Origin of the sequence: Streptomyces marianii (assembly GCF_005795905.1) — a bacterium.
In the GTDB taxonomy this organism is placed as follows: domain Bacteria; phylum Actinomycetota; class Actinomycetes; order Streptomycetales; family Streptomycetaceae; genus Streptomyces; species Streptomyces marianii.
The window spans coordinates 4,163,051-4,189,016 of the sequence record NZ_VAWE01000001.1 but is presented as its reverse complement, the minus strand read 5'-3'; the positions used below and the strand labels follow the sequence as shown (position 1 = coordinate 4,189,016).

The following is a 25,966-nucleotide window of genomic DNA, read 5'->3' as shown; positions in this document are numbered from 1 at the left end:
CATGGTTGGGGGCCTTTGACATCTACGGCTGACATCAGCCGATGAGCGGATCTTCCAGAAGATCGGCCAGCATGGCCGCTGCCTCCCGCTGATCGTCGTCCACCACGTGCGTGTAGATGTCGAGCGTCATGCTGATCTGGCTGTGCCGGAGGATCGCCTGCGCGACCTTGGGGTGCACCTTGAGGAAGGCGAGCAGCGTCCCGCATGTGTGCCGGGCCAGCCGCACCGTGATCCGTCGCAGCCCAGAGCGTTTGATCAGAGCGTCGAAGGTGCGGGAGAAGCCGCGGGGCTCGATCATGCCGCCATGGCGCTCCGAGAAGATCAGGTCCTCTCCCGGCGCCTGCTGCCAGGCGTCACCAGCGATCTTCCGTTCCAGCTCTTGCAGGTGTCTCCGCTCCTCCAGCGCGCTCGCACAGAACTTGGGCAGGGGCAGCGCGGCCTGAGACGATTCGGTTTTGAGGTCTTTCAGGACCAGGCCGCCATCGGTGCGCTGCACCTGCTTGACCGGTGTGAACTGGTGGCGGTCGAAGTCGATGTCCTGCCAGCGCAGGCCGAGGACCTCACTCCGTCGCAGCCCGAGCACCAGGACGAGGACGCAGGCCGCGTAGAGCCGATGAGCCCGAGCCGAACGCAGGAACTCGATCGCCTCGCGCGCCGACCATGGCTTGCCCTCCCCCTTGCTCACCTTCGGCATGTCCACCAGCTCGGCGACATTGCGGGTCAGCAGCTCTTCCAGCCGCGCACGGTTCAACGCGTTGCGGAGCACCCGCAGAACCTCGAAACGGGTGGCCGCCGGCACTCCCTCGCGATGCTCCAGCGCCGTCATGAACGTACGGACCTGCGCGGGAGTGAGCCGGACCATGGGCTTCTTGCCCAGGTGGGGCAGAAGGTACAGCCGGACCTTGGACTCGTACTTCGCGTAGGTGTTGTACTCGCGGCTCGGCTTCACGATGTGCTCCAGCCAGTAGGCCAGCCACTCCCCGACCGTCCAGCTGCGCGATGGCACCGGAACGCCGTTGCGCTCCTGGTCCTGGAGCCTGCCCAGCTTCTCCGCCGCTTCGTCGTACGTAGAGCCGTAGACGAACTTCCGCACCCGGTGACCGTCGGTGTTGGTTACGTAGGCGGCGCCCTGATACCGGCCGTCCTTGCGCTTGGTGATGGTGCCCCCGCCGTTGGGGCGACGCTTGGCCATCAGGCGACCTCCTCCAGACGGGAGGCCAGGTATGCGCGCAGTCCGTCCGCAGGGATGCGACGGCAACGGCCTATGGTCAGCGAGGGCAGACGCCGCGTCCGAATCAGGTCGTAGACAGCCGTCCGGCCCACCTTGAGTCGAGCCATCACCTCTGGGACGGTCAGCAGCTCATCAGTCATCCCAGCCGTCCCCCTCCAGTTCGGCGCGGATCTCTCGGGCAAGTTCGCGGTTCTGTTTGATCTCCTGGGCGATGTTCTGGGCGAGCCAGGATTCGCCGGGGGTGTGTCCTTGTCCGGCGTACTCCCAGTGCGCGATCACGAGGGTGGTGTCCTCTGTCTCGTCGTCGTCCTGGTCGAGGGCGGGCAGGCCCTTCTCACGGCGTTCCTCTTGGGCGCGCCAGTCGGCCCGTGCTCCGCGCAGGGCTCCGAGAGTGGTCGAGTAGCGGGGCGTCTTGGTGGAGAAGTGGCCGCGGAAGCCGAGCATGTGGGACCAGTGCGCCAGCAGCCGATCCGGATAGTGCGCATCCAGGTCCCAGCAGGCTTCGATCAGGCGCCGGGTGTGGTCGGGCAGGTCGGGGTGGAGGTCGAGTTCCCGGAGCTCTCCGATGCGGCGGTCGAGGGTGCCGGTGGTCTCTGCGGCCTTGGTGGCGTACTTGGCGACGTAGGCGCCCACGGCCCGTTCGCTGACGTCGGCCTGGCCTTCGAGAGAGCCGATGGGCTGGACGTCGATCTGTGTTCCCCAGCGCAGGGTCCGGGCGGGGAATCGGCCGGCGGCCGGGACCGGGACGGTGGCGCGGGCGGCGGCGGCCCGGATCGCGTCGTCGAGGAGTTCGACGGTGGCCCAGGCCGGAGCCGGGGTGTCGGGCCCGTCCGGTCCGTCGATGCGGATGACCGCATGGAAGTGGACCGCGCCGCGCTTCTGGAACTCGGCGACCTTCCCGAACGAGACCCGGGCGACTTCCTTGCAGGCTGCCTGCGTGAGTCCGGCGCGGGCGGCGACTTCACGGCGCAGGTAGATGGTGAAGCGCTGCCACAGCTGCCCGGCGTGGTTGTTCCACAGCACCGCCTCGGCGTAGTCGTAGCGCTCCGGGTTGATCGCCGTACCGAGGGCGGGATCGTCGTCCTGGTGCTGGATGCCGCAGCGGCAGCGGCCGGAGTCGGGGCGGTTGTGGACCGGGCCGAACGAGGGGGCGGTGAGCGTGGCGAACACGCGGGGCTGCTCGGCCACGGTGTCGGGGATGCCCTTGCCACCGACGAGGCCGGACATGATCAGGTGGTAGGTGTCCCCGGCGTAGGTCCAGGCGCAGGACGGGCAGCGCGAGGCACGGCGGTTGCCGCAGGCGATCCGCAGCCGTCCTCCCGGTTCGCTGCTGGTGGAGTATTCGAAGAACTCGCCGGTGCGCGTGTCCACGGTGCGGGAGTGGCCGGACAGATGGATGGGCTGGGCACAGCCGCCCGTGCGTCGGACCTGTTCCTTCCAGCGCTCGAAGCGGGGCGAGTTGGCGACCCGCAGCATGTCGATGAGGGTCAGGGGGTTCACGCCCACGGCGGCCGCAGTGTCGGCCACGGCCGCCGAGGACAGAGCAGGCTCAGTCACGCAGCCACCTCCCCGAGCCGCTCCGTGAGGCCCTCGATCACCGATTCCAGAGCGGCGACCCGTTCGGTGAGCGTGGACGCGGCGGCGGGACGGGTGAAGCCGAGTTCGGCTGGGGTGGCACGGAAGATCGCGCAGAGCAGGACCTGATACGTCTGTCCCGGGCGGTGGGTGTCGTTCTCCCAGCGGGAGATGAAGACCTTGAGCGAGTTCTCGGCAGCGATGTCCCAGCCCCAGTGATCGGCCAGGAGCATCAGTGCCCGCACGACCTTGATCTGAGACCAGCCCCGAGCCAGCCGGGCACGGCCCAGCGGAGTGTCCGGAGCCCGCAGGACGGGCGGCTGCACGGGAGCCGGACCGGAGACGAGAGGAACGATCGAGGCAGTCATGCCGCCACCGCCCCGGCGAGCGAGGCCAGCGGCTTGCCGGTCTCCCAGTCGAAGGGCACGGCCACCGGGCAGCGCTCCCGGTCGGCGGTGTCGTGTATCAGGACGCCGATGCCATCCACCTTCATCCAGCCCCAGCTCGGGGCGGACCCGCACGCCTGACATGGTGACGGCAGGTAGACCACGCCGTCATCCGTACACGAGAGCGGAGCGGTTAACGGCGCAGGGTGCGAGACGAAGAGCGTCGCGGGCATGATGGAAGCTCCCTTCAAGGGACGAAGGAGGGCGGCGGACTGCTTGGCGGTAGATGCGTCGCCCTCCGGGCATGCGGCCTAGCCGCATGACATAGCTTGCTATAGGGCAGAGTAGAGCACAAGTGTTAGCGCGACATAGGCTGTGCTATGTCGCCATGGTCGGTAGTCTCGGCTCATGACGGTTGAAGCCCACGACCCCAGGCCCAAGAAGGTGCAGATCGCCGACGCCTTGCGCGACGAGATCGAGAGCACCCCGCTCCCGGCAGGGCACCGGCTCGCATCACTGCGTGACCTGGCGGACCGGTTCAAGGTCACGACGGTGACCGTGGGCAACGCGCTCAAGGTGCTTGCTGATGAGGGTGTGATCGTCTCTGTGCCGACGCGCGGGTACTTCGTGCAGGACCGGCCGAGCGAAGACGGGGCCGGGCAGGAGACCAGCGGGCCGGTTAACCGAGATGAGATCAACGCCATCCACTCCGAGATTCAGCAACTTGCCGCCCGAGTGGCCGAGTTGGAGAAGCGCGCCCAGTCCCCGAGCTGTGCCTGACAGGTGATCCACCATGCGGGCCGCGCGACCGAGTAACTAGGGACAGGCGTGGTGTCACTGGGGGACAGCCTTGGTGCCAACCCCCTGTCACCCCCCGTGTCACCAGCGCTCCGAGTGCCAGACTCGAAGGCAAGCACCCCGACGGGAGGGCAGCAGATGAGCGATGAACGGCCGACATGGGCGCGACGGATCGCCTCGGAGCGAGAGGCCTGACAGGTGATCCACCATGCGGGCCGCGCGACCGAGTAACTAGGGACAGGCGTGGTGTCACTGGGGGACAGCCTTGGTGCCAACCCCCTGTCACCCCCCGTGTCACCAGCGCTCCGAGTGCCAGACTCGAAGGCAAGCACCCCGACGGGAGGGCAGCAGATGAGCGATGAACGGCCGACATGGGCGCGACGGATCGCCTCGGAGCGAGAGGCCCGGCAATGGTCACAGGCTGAAGTGGTCGCCGCGCTGCGTGCCCACTCGCCGAAGCCGCTGCCAGAGGGCTCCAGCATGGTGCGCCAGTGGAAGCGGTGGGAGTCCGGCGAGGTCATGCCGAGCGACTTCTACCAACCGATCATCGCGGCCACCTTCGGCACCGTCACCCACGCGATCTTCCCGGTGGCCGGGCAGCGGGACGGGAACGCGGAGATCGCCGCCGTCAGCGGCATGGAAACTCTGGACATCATCAGCAGGCTGCAGGCATCCGACGTCGACAACGCCACGCTTGACGCTCTCCGGATCACTACGGATCGGCTGTGCTCCGAGTACCCGTACCTGCCGAGCGGGCAGCTCGCCGCAGAGGGCAGGCAGTGGCTCAAGCGTGTCGCAGCGCTCCAGTCCCAGCGGCTCACGCTCGCCCAGCACCGCGAAGTGCTCACCCTGTCCGGTTGGCTGGCGCTCCTGATCGGATGCGTCGAGTACGACATGGGCGACCGGGCAGCAGCCGAGAGCACCCGGAAGGCAGCCCTGTCTTTAGCTCGTGAGTCTGGCAACGCCGAGATCTCCGGTTGGGCCCACGAGATGCGCGCCTGGTTCGCACTGACCACCGGCGACTACCGCGGAATCCTCGCGGCGTCCCAGGCCGGGGCGGAGTCGGCTCCCTCGCATGGCGTGGCTGTGCAGCTCGCAGCCCAGGAGGCGAAGGGCTGGGCAAGGCTCGGTGACCGGCGACAGACGGAGGTCGCATTGGACCGAGGGCGCAAGCTCCTCGAGGGGATGCCGTACCCCGAGAACCTGGATCACCACTTCGTGGTGGACCCGGCGAAGTTCGATTTCTACGCGATGGACTGCTACCGGCTGCTCGGAGAGGACCGGTTCGCCGAGAACCTGGCCCAAGAGGTGATCCGGGCGGGCACCGACTTCGACGGGTCCGAGCGATCACCGATGCGCATGGCGGAGGCGCGGATCACGCTGGGTGTGGTCGCAGCCAGGCAGGGCGACTTGGACCAGGCCGTGAACTACGGCGAGTGGGCGCTCAAGGGCGACCGGCAGTCCTTGCCGTCCCTGCTCATGGTCAGCCGCGAACTTGCAGCCATCGTCAATCGGGACTTCGCCAACGAGGCGACGGGCCGTGAGTACCTGGATCACCTGACCGCGCTCAGTCGCACCAGCTAGGACCTGTTACAGGTTTCTCTACCTCGATCAAGGCGGCTCGCTCCGCTCGCCGCGCGCGGCCCCGGCTCCAGCGCCGGGCCCCGACGCTCCTGTCTCCGCCCCGCTCCGGGCCCCGGCTCCGCCGGCCGCGCGGCTGGAGCGAGCACACCTGATGCGGTGGACGGTAGCCCGCTGTGGCTGGGGCGGTCGGCTCCACGGCTTTAGGCAGCCACCATGGGGCGAGCCTCGAAGATCGGGGCCCACATCGGGCCATTACCGGGCAGGTCCACAGACTGCCCGATTTCGCTGACCAGCGTACGGGCCCCGATCTCTCGCCCCATGGCAGCTCCCGCCCAAAGCCGCTACGCCGACCCACGGCTATCCTCGCCGCGTGACCAGTCAAGCGTTCGAGCTGATGTGGGGGACCTGCGCCCTGGTTGGCGGAGGCGTAGTAGTGGCCAACGTCTGCAGGATGGCCGAACGGTTCCAGGCAATGTCCTATGCCTATCGATCTTGGCCAGCCAGCGTGACTACCTGCCGGGTGATCGGTGGCATCTTCATGCTCGCTGGCGCCGGAGTGCTCGGAGCCGCCGCGTTCGGCGTGTAGCGCGTTGTGTCAAGACCGCCAGGTCGCGATGACATCAACGGCTGACACCAACACGGCTGATCGTTGGCGAACCCTCCCGGATACGTGCGGCAGGTAGGAACAGCGCGAGCATGAGGCGACCGGGGTGAAATGTGCCCGGCGACCGACCTGATAAGGATGAGGCCACAGGTTCAAATCCTGTTAGCCCCACCAGCACGAAGGCCCCCAGCCGATCATGGTTGGGGGCCTTCGGCATGCACAGCCGACGTCAGCCGACGAGTGGACCGGCCAGGTCGGGCGGCAGGCCCTGATCGCTCATGAGCGGAGCCAGGAGCGGTGCGCACTTCAGGGGCCGTCCGTTTCCGGACCGCATCAGACGCTTCGCGGACCGCGATACATGCCCACGTCGTCGAGGCGGCATCCCCCGCGTATCCGTCCCGGCGGGTGGCTGCCGGGCGGATACGGGCCCGAGGACAGTCTCCGGCGCCGTGATCCGCCGGGAGGTCGCGAGGGCTGGTCGCGTCCCGCGTCGTGGTGTAGGGGATCAAGCGTTGCGCGTTCGGTTACGAGGCCGCTGATGATCTCCGCAGAGGCGGCAGCCCACGAGGCGCCCTGCTGAGACGAGTTGAACCCCTGGACCGACGGAGCCGTCGTCCTTGGCCTGCGGATTCCGGCACCTTGATCGGCTACACCACCCGGCGGGACGCCACCCGAGGGCTTCGGACGGCCCGGGGCGGTGCGCAGGGCGGGACGGCGGAGGAGAGGGGCAGGGGCCGCCGGTTCACGCCCTGTGACGTGCCGTGGCGGGATCGGCGGTGCGCACGGGAAGGCCATCCCTGTTGGCGGAAGGGAGAGTTGGCCACTCGAGGGGCTCCGGCCGAGGTGTACGCAGGTCACCGATCGGTATCGATCGGTGTGTATAGTCGGGCGCCAGAAGTCCCCTACGTCAAGGAAAGACGAGGTCGCGCGGTGAAGAAGCTTCTCCTGGTCGCACTGGCCGCCATCGGCGGGCTCCTCGTGTACCGCCAGATCCAGGCGGATCGCGCCGAGCAGGATCTGTGGACGGAGGCGACCGACTCCGTGCCCGCAGGTTCGGGTGTGTGAGACCGCAGACAGTCTGAGAGTGACGGAGCCCCGGCCGCCGAGCGGCCGGGGCTCCGTGCTGTCCATGCCGCCGGGCTCCGGGATCCCCTCCCGAATTCACTTAGGCAAATATGTTGCTTGCATGAGTGAAGTCGCCGTGCCCGCGGCTCTTTCTGCAGGTCGCGTGCGGCGAGGGCGGTGATTCGGGGCCGCGCGAAGACAGAGGCCCGGACGGCGGGGCAGGATGGACCGGCACCACGACCGCCCCGGCGACAGGCGGTCCCGCCCGGTGGATCGCGAGCGGGATCCGTGAGCGCCGTTACGGGCCGTAAGGGCGCGCCGGCGTCCCCGGGGGCGACGACGGAGACGACAAGGGGAAGCGCGGAGATGAGGCAGCGCAGCAGGGGCCAGGTGGGGCCGGTCGTGACGGCGGCGGTGTGCGCGGCGGCGGCACTGGCCACCGGCCCGGCTCGGGCGGCCGACCAGCCGGACCCGTATGTCTTCGGCGCGGACGCGCAGCGGATCGAGGGCGCGGAGAGCAGCTCCGACGCCGAGGAGCTGAGGGCAGGTACGACCTACCGCTCCTCGATCGGGCCGGACGGGAAGCTCAACTTCCGCGTCGATCTGGATGCCGAGCGGAACGCGTACGTCTCGGTCGTGGCCGTCCCCGGCCCGGGGACCGGGCTCGCCTACAACGCCGGCATCGAGGTCACCCTCCAGAACGGCCAGGGCGCCGACTGCGGCAGCGCCGACGACAAGGTGGGGCCGGGGAGGTTCGCCAGGCCGCTGGCCGCCACCGCGCACCGCACGATCGGGAACGGCCGCCCGACCTGCCAGGAGGGCGGCGCCTACAACGTGGTCGTGGAGAGGACAGGAGACGCGGCCTCCACGTCCGCTGGCGCCTCCGCCCCCGAGGACTGGGAGCTGGAGATCCGCCATGTCACCGAACCCGGGCTGAAGCAGCAGGGACCCACCGAGGCCCCCACGGAGTGGCCCTCCGCCTCACCCGGACTGCCCGGGGGCGGGGTGAGGGAGGCCGTCGGCGGAACGGGGTTCAACGACGCCACCGAGATCGCCGAAGGCGAGTGGAGCAGCCGTCTGGAGGCGGGGCGCACGTACTTCTACCGGGTCAAGGTCGACTGGGGGCAGCGGATCTTCGGGACCGCCTCCCTGGGAAGCACGAACACCGAGCGCTCCACCTTCGTCAGCGAGGCCCTGACCATGAGGCTGTACAACCCCGTGCGCGGTCTCGTCGAGGACGCCGGGACGAGGTCGTACGACGGTCGGCAGAAGCAGGCCGTACTGGACCCGCTGCCGGAGGTCGCCTACGAGAACCGGTTCGGCAGCGGCGACGAGGTGGAAGGCATGCGGCTCAAGGGCGACTACTACCTTGCCGTCAGCCTGAATCCCCAACTGGCGCAGAAGTTCGGCAAGAAGCAGTTCGGCGTGACGCTCCGGGTCAACGTCGAGGGCGAGGCCAAGGCCGCGCCGCCGTACGCGGAGCCGGTCGGCGATCTCGGCGTCTCCGAGGGCGAGAAAGCCGACCAGAGCGACACGATGCGGCTGGTCGGCATGGCCGGAGTGAGCACGGGGACGGTGCTGGTCCTGGGACTGGGCGCCTGGACGCTGCTGGCGCGTCGGCGCGCTGCCGCACCACCGCAGGACGGGCCGTCCTCCGGAGCCGGGCAGGGGCGCGGCACAGTTCCGGCGGGCACCCCGCTCCACCCCCCCGGTCTCCCGGTCGGCCCCGGTGGGACGCAGCCCCCGGGGACCGGTTCTCCGTACGGACACGGTCACGGGTACGGGCCCGCCGCCGGATCCGGTCACCCGGGAGGTACGGGGCAGGCCGACGGTACGGCACGGACGGACTACGGTCCGCCTCCCGCCCGGTGAGCCCGCCCGCCGTCCAGTGAAGCCGGTTGCCGCCCGGTGAACCCGCCTGCCGGGCACGGCGACCGCTCGTGCCCGCGCCGTCCTCAGGCCTGGGCGAGGGCCCAGATCCCGACCGCGAAGCAGACCAGCGCGACGAGCAGCACCGGGACCACCACCCTCTGGGGCGGTCCCGGTCGTTTCCGCGCCGTGGGCAGAGGCACGGACGAGGGGGCGTGGGCCGGGGCATGGAGCGGCGCGTACGGCACGGGATGTGCCTGACCCGGCACCTGGGGGCCGTGGCCGGTGTACTGACGGGTGAGGGGTTGTTCGTGCGGGACCGCAGCGGTCGGCGCCTGGGCGAAGTCCGGTGCAGGCGGTTGATGCCCGTGGGGCTGGCCGGCATGGGTGGGTACGGGGGGTCCGGGGGTTCCCTGCGGCGCGGAGGCGGACGGCAGGTCCCCGGCCCGGGACGGCGCCAGGCGTTGGGGCGGCGGGGGCAGATGGAAGGAGCCGGTCTCCGACGGCGACGGCAGGGCAGCCCCCTGCGAGCCGTGGGAGCCGAGCTCGCCCTGGAGCGCCTGTCCGGTCTGCTGCGGCTGCGGCTCTGGATCCGGCTGGGGCTGGGGTGGCCGCGACCGGGAGTCCGCGCCGTCGCGCCGTCCGGCTTGCTGCGCCTGTCCGGTGCGGTCCGTACGGCCGGTACGGCTCGTGTGGCCGCCCGTCGGTTCCCCGGACGGCGCGGCGTCGGTCCTCGGCCCGCCCGATCCGCGTCCCGCCGGGCCGTCGGGGCCGAAGTCCGAGGGCAGCGGACCCAGTTGGTCGAAGATCTCGACCGGCTCGTCGTCGACGGCGGGCTCTGGCAGCAGCTCGACTGCCGAGGTGAGGGCCTTCCGCGCACCGGTCGCCGTGCGGAAGCGGGCGTGCGGGTCGGGCTGGAGCAGCCCGGCGAGGACCTGCCACAAGGGTTCCGGAATACCCTGCGGGGCACCCGGGGTGCCGTGCGCGGCGAAATGCTCGACCAGGGCCCGGGAGTCGGGCTTCTGGCCCTGGAGCAGATACAGGGCCACGAGCCCCAAGGCGAACAGGTCGGCGGGAAAGTCCGGCTCCGCGCCCAGCATCTGCTCGGGCGCGAAGTAACCGGGCGTCCCCACCACGTAGTTCGTCTCGGTAAGCCGCGGTTCGCCCTTCCGCATGGAGATGCCGAAGTCGGACAGCCGCAGATGCGGCCGCCCGGTGCCGGTGGCCTCCAGCAGGATGTTCGCGGGCTTGATGTCGCGGTGCACGACCCCCTCGGCGTGCACCGCGGCGAGTCCCGAGAGCAGTTGGTCCAGCAGGGTGCAGACGAACCGCGGTGGCAGCGGGCCGTAGTCGCCGATGACGTGCGCCAGCGAGCCGCCGCTCACCAGATCCATGGTGAACAGCACCTTGTCGTCGTCCGCGGCCCAGCTGGCCGGGGCGAGGACGTGCGGATGATCGATGCGGAGGGCCTGCTCGCGGACGAAGCGCAGCAGCGAGTGGGCGTCGCTCTGCTGCAGGACCTTGGCGGCCACGTAACGCCGCCGCCGATGGTCCCAGGCGCGCCATACGGCGCCGACCCCACCGCGTCCGATCGGGTCGACCAGCTCGTACCGACCAGCGAAGACCTCACCCATTGCGCTGCGCCCGCTCCCGGTTCCCTGTTCCGGCGTCCCGCTTCGTCCGGTGTGCTTCCCGCCCGCCCGCGTCCCGCCTCGGTCAGCTCTGGTGCGACTCGTAGTGGGCGACCGCCTCCGCGGTGCGCCCGGCGCCGTACACCCTGAGGAACTCTGCCAGTTCCGGATGGGTGGGGGCGAGCGAGTCGGCCGCGTCGATGATGTCGCCCGCCGCCGCAACCGAACGGAGCAGCGACTGGATCTCCCGCACGACCCGGCGCACGGTCGGAGCTCCCGAGCTCGTCGTGGACTGCCCCGTGCCGGTGAGCACGGAGCCGCCCTGGGACTTCTTGATCTCTTCCATGCGGTCCGTGGCCTCGGCCGCGCTGACGCTGCCGTCGGCGACCTGACCGGCCAATTCCTGCAGGGCCTGGACACGCTGGACGACCGCCGGGTTGCCGATCTTGGCGCGCTGGCCGCTCATCAGCTGGGAGAGCATCGGGGCCGACAGTCCGAGCACCGCGGCAAGCCGGGCCTGGTTCAGGCCCAGATCGTCGATGAGCCGGCGGAAGAGCGCCCCCAGCGGCTCCCCGTACCAGCTGCGCTGCAGCTCTCTCGCTCTCGCGGTCGCGTCCTGCTGTGCTGCATCCATGTTGCGTCTCCCCATCGCTTCCCCTGGCGTGGCTTCGCTGGTGCGAACCCGACGAGCATCCTACGGAGAGTGGTCGAATACCGGGAGTCCTAATCCTTTTGGAAGATCCCGGGGGTTACCCGGTACTCTGGTCTCCGTTCCGGGGCCTTAGCTCAGTTGGTAGAGCGCTGTCTTTGCATGGCAGATGTCAGGGGTTCGACTCCCCTAGGCTCCACTCGGCAAATGCCCTCTGAACTGCGGAAACGTGGTTTCAGGGGGCGTTTTTCGTGCCGATCTCGCCTGCCCGCCGACGGGCACGGTGGTGCCCGCGAGTGGTGCGAGGCCGCTTGGTTCCCGACGCCGTGCGGGCCCGAGTTTTTTCTCGGGATCCCCCGGTGCCCGGTGAGCCGCGTGGGTGCCGAACGAGCTGCGGGTGCGCGGGCGGAGCCCGGTCGAGGCGGGCGGCGCGCGGGACGGAGCGGGGGCGGCCGGTGTGCCCCGTGGCGCCTCGGCGGGCGTGCACCTCCCGGGCCGCTCGTCCAGTCGTGCACGGGGCCGCCCCGGCGCGGTCCGCCGCAGGGAATCCCCCGTGCACAGGACCCCACCCTGCCCGGACGGCGGCCTCCCCGCCGTGTGTCCCGCTCCGACGCCCGTCCGGAGCAGCGGCCGGCATCCGTTCCGGGTTGCGGGATGGGCGGCGCCGCGCTAGGCGCCAGCCGAGCCGTCGGGACGGGCTGTTTCCGCAGGCGGGAAGGGGGTGAGGTGCTCGGTTCCGGTATGACGGCGGCTCAGGGGCGGTAGGCCGCACGGGTGGTGTTCATCGGAAGATCCGCCGACCCGGCGCCGAGGTCCCACGATTTTCGAGGTGCGTCCACATCATGAGGAACGTATGTAAAACGCCCAATCCGAAAGCGAGGAGCCATGGCCGCCGTCAAGGTCACCTCTTTGTGGACCGCCTTCGTCTCCCTGATCGTCTCCCTGCTCACCTCCCTCGGCTTCGCCCCCTCCGCCAAGGCCGCCGAGCAGTCGGCCGGTCCCCGTCAGCCCGAGGGCCCGGGGGAGCAGAAGCCCACCGTCCCCGGCGCGCGGAGCGCGGGCAACAGAGCGCGTGCGCACGAGCATCCCGTCGGTGCGCGAAGGGTGGGGAGGAGAGCGGGTGCGCACGGGCATCTCGCTGGGCCGCACCCGGTGCCCGCGGTCGCCGCGGGCACGCACGGGACCATGGCCGTGCACGGTTTCTGGTACCAGGTGGTGCGCCAGAGGACGCCTCGTGACCGCGCTCTGCCGCCGACCATCGAGCAGCGGATCCGCGCCGAGGCCCACGGAGCCTCGCCCGCCGTCCGGAAGGTGCCCACCCTCGACGACGCGGCCGAAGCGCGGCGGGAGTCCTCGTACATCGAGGACGAGGCGCGCGTTCCGGCGGCGGCATGAGGCGCGGGGAAGCCCTCTGCCCGCCAGGCGCCGCCCGTCCGGCAGCACACGTCGCCAGCGATGTCGTGCGTGGCCGGGACGGTCGGAGACGGCCGGAACCCTCTGCCGCCCAAGCCGATCGGTGCAGGCGGGCCGGCACTGTCGGGACCGCTGAAGGCGAAGGGCCTGCGCCCACGGCTCAACGAGGCCGACGGAACCTCCGGCAATGCCCGGCTGGAGTCCCTCCGGCCAGGGTGGGCGACGGTCATCGGAGCCCCCCACGGTCCGCCGAAGCCACGCACCAGCGTTCCGGCAAGACCATCACCAGCCGCCGCAGGACCGGCCGGTGACAGCCCTGCCGGCAGAGCGCCGGTGACGGGCGTCCCGGAACGTCAGCGACGGTCCTCGCGATCCGACTCCCCCTCGTTCTCCGTCTGCTTGGCCTGAACCTCCGGGTCAAGCACCGACTCATCGCTCCCCTCGACCGACGACGGTGAACGGTCCGGGACCTCGGTCGCGGCGGGAGGCTCCACCAGCCAGTCCGGGTTGGCCTGCTTGTCCCACCACTTCCACACGGCGAACAGCCCCGCGGCGACGGCGCCGACCACCAGCGCGCCCTTCGCGGCGCTACCGCACTTCGCACGCCGCTCGTTCTTCCTCGCGAGCTTCCTGATGTCGTCGGCCGTGACCGAACCGCGCAGCGCGGCAAGGGCGGCGGCGGACCGGGCGACGGCCTCCTGCCCCACGGGCTGCGCCACCGCGACGGCGTGCTCGAGGCGCGGAGTCGTGTAGTCCGCCGCTTGACGTGCGGCATTCCGGGTCATGACGGCGGCCCGGTGAGCCGCGTCGTCCATCTGCGGCGGAACGTGCGGTGCGACATGGGACTTGTACTGGACGCGGGCCTGATGACGCGCCCGGCGAGCAGCCTTCTTCACCTTGGGCTCGAGGGCGACACGAGCCTGGTGGGCGTAGACCGCGGTCTGGTCCTTGGCCGTGCCGGCGTAGGGCGCCACCGCTTCCGCGGCGTGCAGCACGCTCTCCTTGGCCGTGTCCGTCGCGGCGCGCACGCTGTCCATGCGGGTCACGGGATCCTCCTCCTCGGTGGCGTTCGCGGGCGTCTGGGGCGTTTGTCGACCCAGCAAAGGCACCATCCGCCTTTCCACCCTTTTCGAAATCATGCCCGCTGGGGGACGGCACGGCATGCGGGACGGGCATCCGGGTCATTTTCCGCGTCCACGGCCCTCCCGTGGGAGGATCTGAGGACGTCAGAGAAGACTTACGGAAGGCAGAACGTGGCCGAGCAGCTCCACGCCACCCTGAAGACCAACCACGGCGACATCGACATCCGGCTTCTGCCGAACCACGCGCCGAAGACGGTGAAGAACTTCGTCGAGCTCGCCACGGGTGAGCGGGAGTGGACCCATCCGGCGACCGGGAAGAAGTCGAAGGACAGGCTGTACGACGGCACGGTCTTCCACCGGGTGATCAGTGGCTTCATGATCCAGGGCGGCGATCCGCTGGGCAACGGCACCGGCGGCCCGGGGTACGAGTTCGCCGACGAGTTCCACCCCGACCTGGCCTTCGACCGGCCCTACCTGCTGGCCATGGCCAATGCCGGCCCGGGCACCAACGGCTCGCAGTTCTTCGTCACCGTGGCCCCCACCGCCTGGCTGACCCGCAAGCACACGATCTTCGGCGAGGTCACGGACGAGGCCAGCCGGAAGGTCGTGGACGCCATCGCGGGGGCGCCGACCAACCCGCGCACCGACCGCCCGCTGAACGACGTGGTGATCGAGTCCGTCGTGATCGAGACCCGCCAGGGCTGACCCTCAGGGGCTGCGGCGGGAACCAGCTGCGGAGGCCCGGTTCCGTACGGGAACCTTTACGCCCCGCTCGTCCGTAAGACGAGCGGGGCGAAGCATTGCGCGGGAGCCCGCGCGGAAGACGAGGGGACCTCATGGATCAGGCGCCAGGAAGCCCGGACCGGCCCCGGGCCGCACACGGGCTGCCCAGCTGCTACCGGCACCCGGGCCGGGAGACCGGTATCAGCTGTACCCGATGTGAGCGGCCGATCTGCCCCGACTGCATGGTCAGCGCGTCGGTCGGCTTCCAGTGCCCGGAGTGCGTGCGTACGGGTTCGGGTACCGGACACGCCCCGTCCGCGAGCCGTCCCCGTACGATCGCGGGGGCAGAACTCACCTCGGGTGACCCTCGGCTCGTCACCAAGATCCTTCTGGGTGTCAACGCCGCGGTGTTCCTCGCGGTCCTCGCCGACCGGACCATCGCGGACCGGCTCGATCTGATCGGGCTGGCGTTCAACCCGCGGATCCAGGAGGTCGTGGGAGTCGCAGACGGTGAGTGGTACCGCCTGGTGACGTCGGTGTTCCTGCACCAGGAGATCTGGCACATCGCCTTCAACATGCTGGGGCTCTGGTGGCTGGGCGGCCCGCTGGAAGCAGCGCTCGGCCGGGCGCGCTATCTCGCGCTGTATCTGCTCTCCGGACTGGCGGGAAGCGCGCTGGTCTATCTGCTGGCGGAGCCGAACCAGGGTGCGCTCGGCGCCTCCGGGGCGATCTGGGGCCTGCTCGGCGCCACGGCCGTCCTGCTGCGCCGGCTCGACTACGACCTGCGTCCGGTGATCGCACTCCTGGCGCTGAACCTGCTCATCACCTTCACCATGCCCGGCATCTCCTGGGAGGCCCACGTCGGCGGTCTGGTCGGCGGCACGCTGATCGCGTTCGGCATGGTGCACGCTCCTCGTGAGCGGCGGGTGCTCGTGCAGGTCGGTGTCTGCGCTCTCGTCCTGGTCGCGTCGGTCCTGTCCATCGTGCTGAGGACCCAGTCGCTGCTCGCCTGAGCCTGAGCTTTCCCCAAAGTTGTCCACAGCGTGTGGCGGATCTTGTGCGCCTTGTGGGGAACAGCTGTGCCCCCTGTCCCTGACCTGGGTCTTCCCAGGAGGGACAAGGGGCGCACAGCGTGGGCGATCGTCGCTGGATCGGCCCCAGTGGTCACACCGGCGTCAACATCCGGAGGGTTATCCACAGATCGTCAGACCTTTTCCTCATCTGTGGACGACGCTGTGGATAACTTGGGGGCAGAGCTTGACAGCGGCCGGTCCACCGGCTCGACTGTCGGTCGCCGCTACTTCCACTGGGTGGAGACGGCGAAGCCGCCCGCGATGAAGCCGAAGCCGACCACGATGTTCCAGTTGCCGAGGGTCTTCACGGGCAGCGAGCCGTCGGTGACGTAGAAGACGACGATCCACGCCAGCCCGATCAGGAACAGCGCCAGCATCACGGGAGCGACCCAGCTGCGGTTGGTCAGTTTGATGCTCGTCGCCTGCTTCGAGGACGGCGGAGGCGTGAAGTCGGCTTTCTTGCGGATACGTGACTTCGGCACGAGGGACTCTCCTGTCGATGCGCTGCGTGACCGCGCAGTGGAAACTTGGCTGGCGCCGGCGGGGGTGAGGGGGACCTGGTCCTCCCCCGGGCGTCCGTTAGCGTAGTCCTTCCGCAGCGCCTGAAGGGTAAGGGTACGTTGAGCAATTCTGCCGACTCCCCCGGTGAGCCGGTCCGTCGCTCCTCGTGGCGACCGGTCCGGTTGCTGACCGCTGCCGTTTTCGCGCTCGCCGGAATGATCTTCGTCACCAGTTTCAACACGGCCAAGGGCACCAACCTCCGGACCGACGACTCACTGTTGAGGCTCTCCGACCTGATCCAGCAGCGCAGCCACGAGAACGCCGAACTCGACGAGTCCACGTCGGCGGTCCGCGAGGACGTCGACGCCCTCGCCCGACGCGACGACGGCTCCACCGCGGCCGAGGACGAGAAGCTCCGGGCCCTGGAGACGGCCGCGGGGACCGAGAAGCTCGGCGGCCGGGCGGTCTCCGTCACTCTCAATGATGCTCCCCCGAACGCCCAGGCGGCACCCGGTTACCCGGAACCGCAGGCCAACGACCTGGTCATCCACCAGCAGGACCTGCAGGCCGTGGTCAACGCCCTCTGGCAGGGCGGCGCCCGTGGCATCCAGGTCATGGACCAGCGACTGATCTCCACCAGCGCCGTGCGCTGCGTGGGCAACACGCTGATCCTGCAGGGCAGGGTCTACTCACCGCCGTACAAGGTCACCGCCGTGGGCGACCCGGACCGGCTCAAGCGGGCGCTGACCGCCTCCCCCGCGATCCAGAACTACCAGCTCTACGTGAAGGCGTACGGGCTGGGCTGGAAAGTCGACGAGCGCGAGGCGGTGACTCTCCCCGGCTACTCGGGCACAGTGGATCTCCACTACGCGAAGCCCGTGCAGTAGCCCCTGGGGAGGCCGGCCCGTGTTGGTGCGACTGATCGTCCGGACGCTCAGTGAGATATGCATCACCACGGGGGCGGTGATCGTGCTGTTCGTGGCGTACGTGCTGTTCTGGACCGGTGTGAAGGCCGGGGGAGCGACCGACGACGAGATCGTCCGGCTCCACGAGGAGTGGGCGAGGCAACCGCAGGCGCCGTCTGCGGCACCGGAGGCGAGCGGACCCGCCGTCTCGCCGCCCGCCGCGGATCCCGCCCCGCCGGCCGCGAAGCCGTACGAACGCGGCCGGCCCTTCGCGGTGCTGTACGTGCCGCGCTTCGGCGCCGGCTGGGAGTGGCCGGTGCTGGAGGGCACCGAGGCGGGAACCCTGAAGAAGGGGCTCGGACACTATGCGGGCAGCGCCCGGCTCGGCGCGACGGGGAACTTCTCGGTGGCCGGCCACCGCCGTACCTACGGGGACCCGTTCAAGGACTTCCCGCGGCTGCGTCCCGGCGACGCGGTCGTCCTCAACGACGGGACGACGTGGTTCACCTACCGCATACGGAACAAGCCGTACCGCACTGTGCCCGGGGACGTGGGAGTGATCGACGCCGTTCCGGTGAAGTCCGGATTCGACGGACCGGGCCGCTACCTCACCCTCACCACGTGCGATCCCGAGTGGGGCAGCAGCCACCGGCTGGTGGTGTGGGCGCACCTCGACGCCACCCGGCCTGTGACCCACGGCAAACCGGAAGCTTTCCACAGCTGACCCACAGGCCCCCCGCGCCCTCTAATCTGGTCCCGTACCGAAAGGAAAGGGACGGCATGTACGGCTGGATCTGGCGGCATCTGCCGGGCAACGCGTGGGTGCGGGCGTTCATCTCGCTCGTGCTGGTCCTCGCGGTCGTGTACGTGCTCTTCCAGTACGTGTTCCCCTGGGCGGAGCCTCTGCTTCCGTTCAACGACGTGACGGTGGACGGCCAGTGAGCGCGCGGATTCTCGTCGTCGACAACTACGACAGCTTCGTCTTCAACCTCGTCCAGTATCTCTACCAGTTGGGCGCGGAGTGCGAGGTCGTGCGCAACGACCAGGTGTCCACTGCGCATGCGCAGGACGGCTTCGACGGGGTGCTGCTGTCCCCGGGGCCGGGTGCCCCCGAACAGGCCGGGGTGTGCATCGAGATGGTCCGTCACTGCGCCGCCACCGACGTCCCCGTCTTCGGTGTCTGCCTCGGCATGCAGTCGATGGCCGTGGCCTACGGCGGGGTGGTCGACCGGGCGCCCGAACTGCTCCACGGCAAGACCTCGCTCGTGCGGCACGAGGGCAAGGGCGTGTTCGCCGGGCTGCCCTCTCCCTTCACGGCGACCCGCTACCACTCGCTGGCGGCGGAGCCGGGGACCGTACCGGACGAGCTCGAGGTCACGGCCCGCACGGAGGACGGAATCATCATGGGCCTGCGCCACAGGCTGAAGCGGGTCGAGGGTGTGCAGTTCCACCCCGAGTCGGTGCTCACCGAGCACGGCCATCTGATGCTGGCCAACTGGCTGGTGGAATGCGGCGACAAGGGGGCGGTGGGCCGGTCGGCAGGGCTCGCGCCGGTGGTGGGCAAGGCCCTGGCGTGAACGGCGAGGGGGGACCGCAGTGGTACCGCGCTCCGGATGTTCCCGGGCAGCGCGGGCCGCAGCAGTCCCCGCCGGAGGAGTGGCCCGACCACGGCCGGTACGCCGCGGCGTATCAGGAGGACTGGTACGGACAGCAGGCGTATCCCCAGGGCCGGGAAGATACCCAGGTTCAGGAGCAGTCCCGGGGGCGGGCCCGGGGCCGGACCGGCTCCATGCCGGGGGAGGGGTACCCGGCGCCGTCAGGGACGGGAGCCGACCGTCCGACCGCGGCCGTGCCGTCGCCGTTCTTCCCGCCCGAGGACGAGACCGCGGCGCTCCGGGTGCTCGGCGGCCCTTCGGAGTCCGAGCGGCCCACCGGAGGCCGCGCCGAGCGCCGTAAGGCGGCCAGAGCACGGGGACGGGGCCGCAGACGCCGGGCACCGACCGCCCCGCCCGCGACGCCGAAACCCTCGGAGACGGGGGCCCCGCTCTCCCGCGTGGAGGCTCGGCGGGCGGCCCGGGCGGCCAAGGACAGCCCGGCCGTGATCGCCAGCCGGGCCTTCGGCGAGCTGTTCATCACCATCGGCGTCCTCATGCTGCTGTTCGTCACGTACCAGCTGTGGTGGACCAACATCCTGGCCGGCCAGCAGGCCAACGCCGCGGCGAACAAGATCCAGGACGATTGGGCGAAGGGCCGGGCCCCGGGCGCGTTCGAACCGGGCCAGGGCTTCGCCATCATGCACATCCCCAAGCTCGACGTCGTCGTGCCGATCGCCGAGGGCATCGACAAGCACCGGGTACTGGACCGGGGTATGGTCGGCCACTACGCCGAGGGCGGGCTCAAGACGGCGATGCCCGAGGACAAGCAGGGCAACTTCGCGGTCGCCGGGCACCGCAACACCCACGGCGAGCCCTTCCGGTACATCAACCGGCTCGCACAGGGCGACCCGATCGTCGTCGAGACGCAGGACACGTACTACACGTACGAGATGCACAGCATCCTGCCGCAGACCTCGCCCTCCAACGTCGGGGTGATCGCTCCCGTGCCGGCCGGCTCCGGTTTCACCGGGCCCGGCCGGTACATCACGCTCACGACGTGCACGCCCGAGTTCACGAGTACGTACCGCATGATCGTGTGGGGCAAGATGGTCGACGAACGCCCGCGCAGCAAGGGCAAGCCGGACGCGCTCGTCGGCTGACGGACGGGCGTGGCTCCGGGCGAGAGAACAACAGGGACTGGGACAGGGACAGGTGCAGTGGCACGTGCGCGCAGCCGGATCGCCGGCGTCATCAGTGTCTTCGGCGAGCTGCTGATCACCGCGGGGCTGGTGCTGGCCCTCTTCGTCGTCTACTCGCTGTGGTGGACGAACGTCATCGCCGACCGTGAGGCCGCGGAGCAGGGCGAACGCGTCCGCGACCGCTGGGCCGGGGGCCCCGGTGCGCTCGACACCAAGGACGGCATCGGCTTCCTGCACGTGCCCGCCATGAGCAACGGCGAGGTCCTGGTCAAGAAGGGCACCGACCCCAAGACCCTCAACAACGGGGTGGCGGGCTACTACGTCGACCCCATCGCGTCGGCTCTGCCGGCCGACAAGCAGGGCAACTTCACCCTCGCCGCCCACCGGGACGGCCACGGCGCCAAGTTCCACAACATCCACAAGATCAAGACGGGCGACTCGATCGTCTTCGAGACCGTGGACACCTGGTACATCTACAAGGTCTTCAAGGACCTCAAGGAGACGTCCAAGTACAACGTGGACGTGCTCCAGCCCGTGCCGAAGGAGTCGGGCCGGACGAAGCCGGGCCGGTACATCACGCTCACGACCTGCACGCCGGTCTACACCTCGGACTACCGCTACATCGTGTGGGGCGAACTCGAGCGCACGGAGAAGGTCGACCGGGATCGCACGCCGCCGGCGGAGCTGCGGCAGTCGTGAGCGAGGCCGCTGCGAGCGCGCAGCGACTCCGCGGTCCCGTGACCCGCGCTTCTCCGACCCATGCGGGCCGGGAGGTCGTGACCTCGCCCCTTTGAGTCCCGCCACCGTACGCCACGGCGCGCTTGGCGCCGGGCCCCGAGCGTGACACCGCGAGCCGTGGCGGGGAGCCCCGCGACCGGGTGCGGCGGGGGCCCGCACGTGCGAGCTCGAGGACCGCAGTCGGACATGGGAAAGCCCCGGCACCTGATGGGCGCCGGGGCTTCTTCCCGAGTTCCGGGCGTGCGGTGGCCGGGAGGTCAGTCGCCGCGCCCGCCGATGAATCCGCCGCCGTTGTTGCCCCCGCCGTCGTTGCCGTCGCCACCGGGGAGCGTGAACAGCACCACCTGGGTCTGAGCGGGGTCACCCTGGGTTCCCGGCTGGGGGGTCTGCTGGATCACCCGGGCGTTGTCGTTCTGGTCGCCCTGCACCTGGATGTTGTTGAATCCGGCCTGCTGCAGCAGGGCCCTGGCCTCGCCCAGAGTGCGGTTCCGCACCTCCGGCACCTGGGCCTGAGGCGTCTGCGGGCCCTTGGAGACCTTCAGTGTGATCGTGATGCCCTTGGCCTCCTTGGAGCCCGCAGTCGGATCCTGGGCGATGATCTGGCCCGCCGGCTCGGCCCCGTCGACGTCCTGCCGTACGACCGTGTACCCGAGGGTCGTCAGCTGCTGGTTGGCCTGATCGAACTGCTGACCGACCACGTCCGGTACGGGCTTCGTCTCCTGCTTGGCGATCTTCAGGGTGACGGTCTCACCCTTCTCCACCCGGGTGCCGCCCTCGGGGTCCTGTTCGACGACCGTGCCGCGCTCCTGGTCGGACTCGACCGACTCGGTCTCGACCTCGAAGCCCTTGTCCTTCAGCTCCTTGACGGCGTCCTCTTCGGAGTCCTTCGTGACGTCCGGCACCTTGACCAGCGGCGCGCCCTCGGAGACGACCACCTGGACGGTGTCGCCCTGGTTCATCTGACCGCTGTTCGGGGTCTGGCTGCAAACGCTGCCCTTGGGCTGGTCGCAGCGGTCCGTGCCGGACTGGGCGACCTCGACCTTGGCGTTCTCGCCGAGGCGTTTGGCTTCCTCGAACGGCTTGCCGACCAGCTGCGGCACGCCGACCTTGCCGCCGGCCTCGTTCTGACTGAAAACCGCCTTGCCGATCAGGATCGCGCCGACGAGCACGAGGATGCCGGCGACGACGAGCAGGATCGTGGAGGTGTTCGACTTCTTCTGGCGGCGGCGGTCCGGGCGGTCGTCGTACGCGCCGAATCCGCCGTCGTCCGGGTTCATGGGCGGCAGCATCGACGTCTGACCGCCAGGGTCCGCCTGGCGCAGCGCCGTCGTCGGCTGGTCGCCGCCGCGGCCCTGCTGGGCGCCGTACGCGCCGCCGTAGCCGACGGCGCCCATCGCCGCGGTCGCCGCGACCGGCTGGCCGTCGAGGCACGCCTCGATGTCGGCCCGCATCTCGTCGGCGGACTGGTAGCGGTAGTCCGGGTCCTTTACCAGCGCCTTCAGGACGATCGCGTCCATCTCGGGCGTGATCTCGGGGTCGAAGACGCTCGGGGCCTGCGGCTCCTCCCGAACGTGCTGATAGGCGACCGCCACCGGGGAGTCCCCGACGAAGGGCGGCCGGACCGTCAGCAGCTCGTAGAGCAGACAGCCCGTGGAGTACAGGTCGGACCGGGCGTCGACCTGCTCGCCCTTGGCCTGTTCCGGAGAGAGGTACTGGGCGGTGCCGATCACGGCCGCGGTCTGGGTCATGGTCATGCCGGAGTCGCCCATGGCGCGCGCGATGCCGAAGTCCATCACCTTGACCTGGCCGGTGCGCGTCAGCATGACGTTCGCCGGCTTGATGTCGCGGTGCACGATGCCGTTGCGGTGCGAGTACTCGAGGGCCTGGAGGATGCCGATGGTCATCTCGAGCGTGCGCTCGGGCAGCAGCTTGCGCCCGGAGTGCAGCAGCTCTCTGAGCGTGGAACCGTCCACGTACTCCATCACGATGTACGGGATGGAGACGCTGTCCACGTAGTCCTCGCCGGTGTCGTACACGGCGACGATCGCGGGATGATTCAGCGAGGCGGCCGACTGGGCCTCACGGCGGAACCGGGCCTGGAAGGACGGGTCACGGGCAAGGTCCGCCCGCAGCGTCTTCACGGCAACGGTGCGACCGAGCCGGGTGTCGTGGGCGAGGTAGACCTCGGCCATGCCACCACGGCCGAGCACCGAGCCCAGCTCGTACCGGCCGCCGAGGCGACGCGGCTCTTCCATAACTGTTCCAGCCCTCTCCGTCAGTCCCGACCGCACCCGTGTGTGTGCTCCGGCGGTGTGCTGTTCGCGCATACGCTACCGGCCACGGGGCTCCTCATCCGCCCATGGCCGGGACCTGATACGCGACCGGTATCGCATTGTGCGGGTATGAGGCGGGAAGAGGCCAGGACAGTGACATCCGTCACTCCTTGCCGTCGAGCACCGCCTTCATCACGTCACGCGCGATCGGAGCGGCGAGTCCGCCACCGCTGATGTCGTCGCGCGCGGTGCCGCTGGAGTCCTCCACGACCACGGCGACCGCGACCGGCGAACCGTTGTCGGTCTTGGCGTACGAGATGAACCAGGCGTACGGGCGCTTGCTGTTGCCGACACCGTGCTGGGCGGTACCGGTCTTGCCGCCGACGGTGACGTCGTTGATCTGCGCCTTGGTACCGGTGCCCTTCTCGACGACGTTCTCCATCATCTGCTGGAGGAGCTGCGCGTTCTCCTGCGAGACCGGCCGGCTCATCTCCTCCGGCTCGAAGGTCTGGATCACGTCCAGGTTGGGCGCCCGCAGCTGGTCGATCATGTACGGCTTCATGAGCTTGCCGTCGTTGGCGATCGCCGCGGTGACCATGGCCATCTGCAGCGGCGTCGTGGCGGTGTCGAACTGGCCGATCGAGGAGAGCGCGTTGCCGCCGCGGTCCATGGTCTTGTTGTAGACGGACGCGGAGGCCCGGACCGGCGTGTCGATCTCGGCGTTGTTGAAGCCGAACTTCTGGGCCATCTCCACCATCTTGTCCCGGGTCACCTTGTCACCGAGGTTGGCGAAGACGGAGTTGCAGGACACCTCCATGGCCGCGTTCAGGCTCGCCTTCTCGCAGCCGCCGTGCGAGTTCTTCATCGGCGTCCGCGAGAGCGGGATCAGGTAGGGCTCGGGGGTGTCCGTCGGCGCGTCGATGTCCTCGACCACGCCGTTCTCCAGCGCGGCGGCCGCGGTGACGACCTTGAACGTGGAACCGGGCGGGTAGGTCTCGCGCAGTGCGCGGTTCACCATCGGCTTGTCTTTGTCGTTGAGCAGCTCCTGGCGGTTCTCGGAGTCCTCGAGCGAGTTGCCCGCGAAGACCGACGGGTCGTACGAGGGTGTCGAGGCCAGCGCCAGGATCTTCCCGGTCTGCGGGTCGATCGCCGCGACGGCGCCCTTCTTGTCGCCGAGTCCCTTGAACGCGGCCTCCTGGGCCTTGCCGTTCAGGGTGGTGACGACGTCGCCGCCCTTCTTCTTCTCGCCCGTGAACATCGCCATCGTGCGGTCGAAGAACAGCCGGTCGTCGTTGCCGGTCAGTATCCCGTCCTCGAGCTTCTCGATCTGGTTGGCGTCGAAGGCCTGCGAGGCGAATCCGGTGACGGGCGCCCACATGGGGCCGTTCGTGTAGGTGCGCTTGTACGTGAAGTCGCTGCCCTTCGTCTCGACCGAGCCGGTGATCGGCTTGCCGTCGACGATGATGTTGCCGCGCTCGTGGGCGTAACGCTCGATCTGCACCCGGCGGTTGAGCTTGTGCGTGTTGAGCTCGTCCGCGCGGACGTACTGGAGCCAGTTGTCCCGGATGAGCAGGGCGAGGACCAGGAGGCCGCAGAAGATCGCGATGCGGCGCAGGGGCTTGTTCACGGTCGGACCACCTGGGTCATCTCGGCATCGGGGGACGGGGCGGGAGCCGGCGCCGGACGGCGCGCGGTGTCGCTGATACGGATGAGGATGCCGATCAGGGCCCAGTTGGCGATGACGGAGGAGCCACCGGCCGCGAGGAACGGCATGGTCATACCGGTCAGCGGGATGAGTCCCATCACACCGCCGGCCACGACGAAGACCTGGAGGGCGAAGGCGCCGGAGAGACCGACGGCGAACAGCTTGCCGAACGGGTCCCGGGCGGCCAGAGCCGTGCGGATGCCGCGCTCGATGATCAGGCCGTACAGCAGCAGGAACGCCATGACGCCGGTCAGGCCGAGCTCCTCGCCGACGGTGGCGAAGATGAAGTCCGAGTTCGCGGCGAAGCTGATGAGGTCGGAGTTGCCCTGACCGAGGCCGGTGCCGAGAGTGCCGCCGGCACCGAACGACATCAGGACCTGGGTCATCTGGTCACAGGCGTTGATCATGTTGGAGCCCTCGGGGGCGGTCTCCAGGCACCCGAAGGGGTCGAGCCAGGCCGCGACGCGGGACTGGACGTGACTCGCGAACTGCGCGACGACCACGGCGCCGCCCGCCGACATCAGCAGGCCCATGACGATCCAGCTCGTCCGCTCGGTGGCCACGTACAGCATGACCACGAACATGCCGAAGAACAGCAGCGAGGTGCCGAGGTCGTTCTCGAAGACCAGGATGAGCAGGCTCATCGCCCAGATCGTGAGGATCGGGCCGAGGTCGCGGCCGCGCGGCAGGTACAGGCCCATGAACCGGCGGCTGGCCAGGGCGAGCGCGTCCCGTTTCACCATCAGGTAGCCCGAGAAGAAGACCGCGATGACGATCTTCGCGAACTCGCCGGGCTGGATGGAGAACCCGCCCACCCGGATCCAGATCTTCGCGCCGAAGACGTCGGCGCCGAGACCGGGCACGATCGGCAGGATCAGCAGGACCAGCGCCGCCGCCATCGAGATGTACGTGAAGCGCTGGAGGACGCGGTGGTCCTTCAGGATCATCAGCACGCCGACGAACAGCGCGATGCCGAGAGCCGAGTACATCAGCTGGTTCGTCGCCTGCGGGGCGAAGTCGGGGCGTGCGTTCAGCCGCGGCGACTGGTCCAGCCGCCAGATCAGCACCAGCCCGAGCCCGTTGAGCAGCGTCGCCAGGGGCAGCAGCAGCGGGTCGGCGTACCTGGCGAACTTCCGCACGACGATGTGGGCGACGGCCGCCATCAGCCCGAGGCCGAGCCCGTAGCCGAGCATGCCGGACGGCACCTCGCCGTCGAGCGCGAGGCCCACGTTGAGATACGCGAACACCGGGATCGCGACGGCGAACGCGAGCAGCACGAGCTCGGTGTTGCGGCGGCTCGGTGCGTCGATGGCGCCGATGGTGGTCGTGTTGGTGACAACGCTCATGGTGGAGAAAGGCCCCCCTAC

26 protein-coding genes and 1 tRNA gene are annotated in these 25,966 nt (G+C 69.6%); 15 read left to right on the top strand and 12 right to left on the bottom strand.

The features are described 5' to 3' along the window. Positions 1 to 34 precede the first annotated feature (34 nt). The 5 genes from FEF34_RS18730 to FEF34_RS43700 are packed head-to-tail and all read right to left on the bottom strand — an operon-like array spanning position 35 to position 3,299. The gene (locus FEF34_RS18730) at positions 35 to 1,192 is read right to left on the bottom strand and encodes a tyrosine-type recombinase/integrase (protein WP_138054193.1); all 1,158 of its coding nucleotides are present in this window, start codon (positions 1,190 to 1,192) and stop codon (positions 35 to 37) included. Beyond that, on the bottom strand, positions 1,192 to 1,371 hold the full coding sequence (locus tag FEF34_RS18725; RefSeq protein WP_017946349.1) for a helix-turn-helix domain-containing protein: 180 nt from the start codon (positions 1,369 to 1,371) through the stop codon (positions 1,192 to 1,194). Before FEF34_RS18725 ends, FEF34_RS18730 begins: the two co-directional genes overlap by 1 nt. Beyond that, complete coding sequence (gene repSA, locus FEF34_RS18720) at positions 1,364 to 2,758, bottom strand: replication initiator protein RepSA (RefSeq protein ID WP_138057576.1); 1,395 nt, start codon at positions 2,756 to 2,758, stop codon at positions 1,364 to 1,366. The genes FEF34_RS18725 and repSA overlap by 8 nt, the downstream gene beginning before the upstream one ends. Positions 2,759 to 2,784: 26 nt before the next feature. Continuing rightward, entirely contained in the window at positions 2,785 to 3,174 is a 390-nt protein-coding gene (locus tag FEF34_RS18715) for a helix-turn-helix domain-containing protein (RefSeq protein ID WP_017946351.1), read from the bottom strand. Then, a complete protein-coding gene (locus FEF34_RS43700; RefSeq protein ID WP_267905230.1) occupies positions 3,171 to 3,299 on the bottom strand; it encodes a hypothetical protein in 129 nt (42 codons plus the stop codon). The genes FEF34_RS18715 and FEF34_RS43700 overlap by 4 nt, the downstream gene beginning before the upstream one ends. A gap of 301 nt (positions 3,300 to 3,600) precedes the next feature. Between FEF34_RS43700 and FEF34_RS18710 the strand changes: the two genes are divergently transcribed. From FEF34_RS18710 to FEF34_RS18690, 5 genes are all read left to right on the top strand, one after another. Further along, a complete protein-coding gene (locus FEF34_RS18710; protein ID WP_138054192.1) occupies positions 3,601 to 3,972 on the top strand; it encodes a GntR family transcriptional regulator in 372 nt (123 codons plus the stop codon). Positions 3,973 to 4,341: 369 nt separating this feature from the next. Then, the gene (locus FEF34_RS18705; RefSeq protein ID WP_138054191.1) at positions 4,342 to 5,574 is read left to right on the top strand and encodes an XRE family transcriptional regulator; all 1,233 of its coding nucleotides are present in this window, start codon (positions 4,342 to 4,344) and stop codon (positions 5,572 to 5,574) included. A 370-nt stretch (positions 5,575 to 5,944) separates the two neighbouring features. Further along, entirely contained in the window at positions 5,945 to 6,160 is a 216-nt protein-coding gene (locus FEF34_RS18700; protein ID WP_138054190.1) for a hypothetical protein, read from the top strand. Positions 6,161 to 7,108: 948 nt separating this feature from the next. Continuing rightward, a complete protein-coding gene (locus FEF34_RS42960; RefSeq protein ID WP_003958712.1) occupies positions 7,109 to 7,243 on the top strand; it encodes a DLW-39 family protein in 135 nt (44 codons plus the stop codon). Between the two features lie 366 nt (positions 7,244 to 7,609). Further along, entirely contained in the window at positions 7,610 to 9,115 is a 1,506-nt protein-coding gene (locus FEF34_RS18690) for a hypothetical protein (RefSeq protein WP_267905229.1), read from the top strand. Positions 9,116 to 9,198: 83 nt separating this feature from the next. Here the strand turns inward: FEF34_RS18690 and FEF34_RS18685 are convergent, their stop codons facing one another. Continuing rightward, a complete protein-coding gene (locus FEF34_RS18685; RefSeq protein ID WP_138054188.1) occupies positions 9,199 to 10,746 on the bottom strand; it encodes a serine/threonine-protein kinase in 1,548 nt (515 codons plus the stop codon). An 82-nt stretch (positions 10,747 to 10,828) separates the two neighbouring features. Continuing rightward, complete coding sequence (locus tag FEF34_RS18680; protein WP_138054187.1) at positions 10,829 to 11,377, bottom strand: helix-turn-helix domain-containing protein; 549 nt, start codon at positions 11,375 to 11,377, stop codon at positions 10,829 to 10,831. Between the two features lie 141 nt (positions 11,378 to 11,518). On the opposite strand from FEF34_RS18680, the gene FEF34_RS18675 reads away from it, so the two are divergent. Together FEF34_RS18675 and FEF34_RS18670 are read left to right on the top strand one after the other, a co-directional pair. Continuing rightward, a tRNA-Ala gene (locus FEF34_RS18675) sits at positions 11,519 to 11,591 on the top strand. Between the two features lie 686 nt (positions 11,592 to 12,277). Next, a complete protein-coding gene (locus tag FEF34_RS18670; RefSeq protein WP_138054186.1) occupies positions 12,278 to 12,787 on the top strand; it encodes a DUF6344 domain-containing protein in 510 nt (169 codons plus the stop codon). 371 nt (positions 12,788 to 13,158) lie between these two features. On the opposite strand, the gene FEF34_RS18665 is transcribed toward FEF34_RS18670, so the two are convergent. Continuing rightward, complete coding sequence (locus FEF34_RS18665) at positions 13,159 to 13,851, bottom strand: DUF5324 family protein (protein ID WP_138054185.1); 693 nt, start codon at positions 13,849 to 13,851, stop codon at positions 13,159 to 13,161. A gap of 207 nt (positions 13,852 to 14,058) precedes the next feature. Here FEF34_RS18665 and FEF34_RS18660 point away from each other — a divergent pair, with 207 nt between their 5' ends. Both FEF34_RS18660 and FEF34_RS18655 read left to right on the top strand, forming a co-directional pair. Then, positions 14,059 to 14,592 carry a peptidylprolyl isomerase gene (locus FEF34_RS18660; protein WP_138054184.1) on the top strand — a complete coding sequence of 178 codons (534 nt, stop codon included), beginning with the start codon at positions 14,059 to 14,061 and terminating at the stop codon, positions 14,590 to 14,592. A gap of 131 nt (positions 14,593 to 14,723) precedes the next feature. Continuing rightward, entirely contained in the window at positions 14,724 to 15,623 is a 900-nt protein-coding gene (locus FEF34_RS18655; protein ID WP_138054183.1) for a rhomboid family intramembrane serine protease, read from the top strand. Positions 15,624 to 15,907: 284 nt separating this feature from the next. On the opposite strand, the gene crgA is transcribed toward FEF34_RS18655, so the two are convergent. Then, positions 15,908 to 16,165, bottom strand: coding sequence for a cell division protein CrgA (gene crgA / locus FEF34_RS18650; protein WP_138054182.1), 258 nt, complete (start codon positions 16,163 to 16,165; stop codon positions 15,908 to 15,910). Positions 16,166 to 16,303: 138 nt separating this feature from the next. Between crgA and FEF34_RS18645 the strand changes: the two genes are divergently transcribed. The 6 genes from FEF34_RS18645 to FEF34_RS18625 are packed head-to-tail and all read left to right on the top strand — an operon-like array spanning position 16,304 to position 20,582. Then, a complete protein-coding gene (locus FEF34_RS18645; RefSeq protein WP_171053006.1) occupies positions 16,304 to 17,071 on the top strand; it encodes a DUF881 domain-containing protein in 768 nt (255 codons plus the stop codon). Positions 17,072 to 17,090: 19 nt separating this feature from the next. Further along, the gene (locus FEF34_RS18640) at positions 17,091 to 17,813 is read left to right on the top strand and encodes a class E sortase (RefSeq protein ID WP_138054181.1); all 723 of its coding nucleotides are present in this window, start codon (positions 17,091 to 17,093) and stop codon (positions 17,811 to 17,813) included. Positions 17,814 to 17,869: 56 nt separating this feature from the next. Next, entirely contained in the window at positions 17,870 to 18,031 is a 162-nt protein-coding gene (locus FEF34_RS41320; protein ID WP_093655650.1) for a hypothetical protein, read from the top strand. Then, positions 18,028 to 18,666 (top strand): aminodeoxychorismate/anthranilate synthase component II, encoded by a 639-nt coding sequence (locus tag FEF34_RS18635; RefSeq protein WP_138054180.1) that lies wholly within the window; start codon positions 18,028 to 18,030, stop codon positions 18,664 to 18,666. Before FEF34_RS41320 ends, FEF34_RS18635 begins: the two co-directional genes overlap by 4 nt. After that, a complete protein-coding gene (locus FEF34_RS18630) occupies positions 18,663 to 19,844 on the top strand; it encodes a class E sortase (RefSeq protein ID WP_138054179.1) in 1,182 nt (393 codons plus the stop codon). The genes FEF34_RS18635 and FEF34_RS18630 overlap by 4 nt, the downstream gene beginning before the upstream one ends. 57 nt (positions 19,845 to 19,901) lie before the next feature. Next, a complete protein-coding gene (locus tag FEF34_RS18625; RefSeq protein WP_138054178.1) occupies positions 19,902 to 20,582 on the top strand; it encodes a class E sortase in 681 nt (226 codons plus the stop codon). A gap of 296 nt (positions 20,583 to 20,878) precedes the next feature. Here the strand turns inward: FEF34_RS18625 and pknB are convergent, their stop codons facing one another. From pknB to FEF34_RS18610, 3 genes are all read right to left on the bottom strand, one after another. Then, a complete protein-coding gene (pknB, locus tag FEF34_RS18620) occupies positions 20,879 to 22,876 on the bottom strand; it encodes a Stk1 family PASTA domain-containing Ser/Thr kinase (RefSeq protein ID WP_138054177.1) in 1,998 nt (665 codons plus the stop codon). A gap of 181 nt (positions 22,877 to 23,057) precedes the next feature. Then, entirely contained in the window at positions 23,058 to 24,521 is a 1,464-nt protein-coding gene (locus FEF34_RS18615) for a peptidoglycan D,D-transpeptidase FtsI family protein (protein ID WP_138054176.1), read from the bottom strand. Next, positions 24,518 to 25,945, bottom strand: coding sequence for an FtsW/RodA/SpoVE family cell cycle protein (locus FEF34_RS18610; RefSeq protein ID WP_138054175.1), 1,428 nt, complete (start codon positions 25,943 to 25,945; stop codon positions 24,518 to 24,520). The genes FEF34_RS18615 and FEF34_RS18610 overlap by 4 nt, the downstream gene beginning before the upstream one ends. Positions 25,946 to 25,966: the final 21 nt, after the last annotated feature.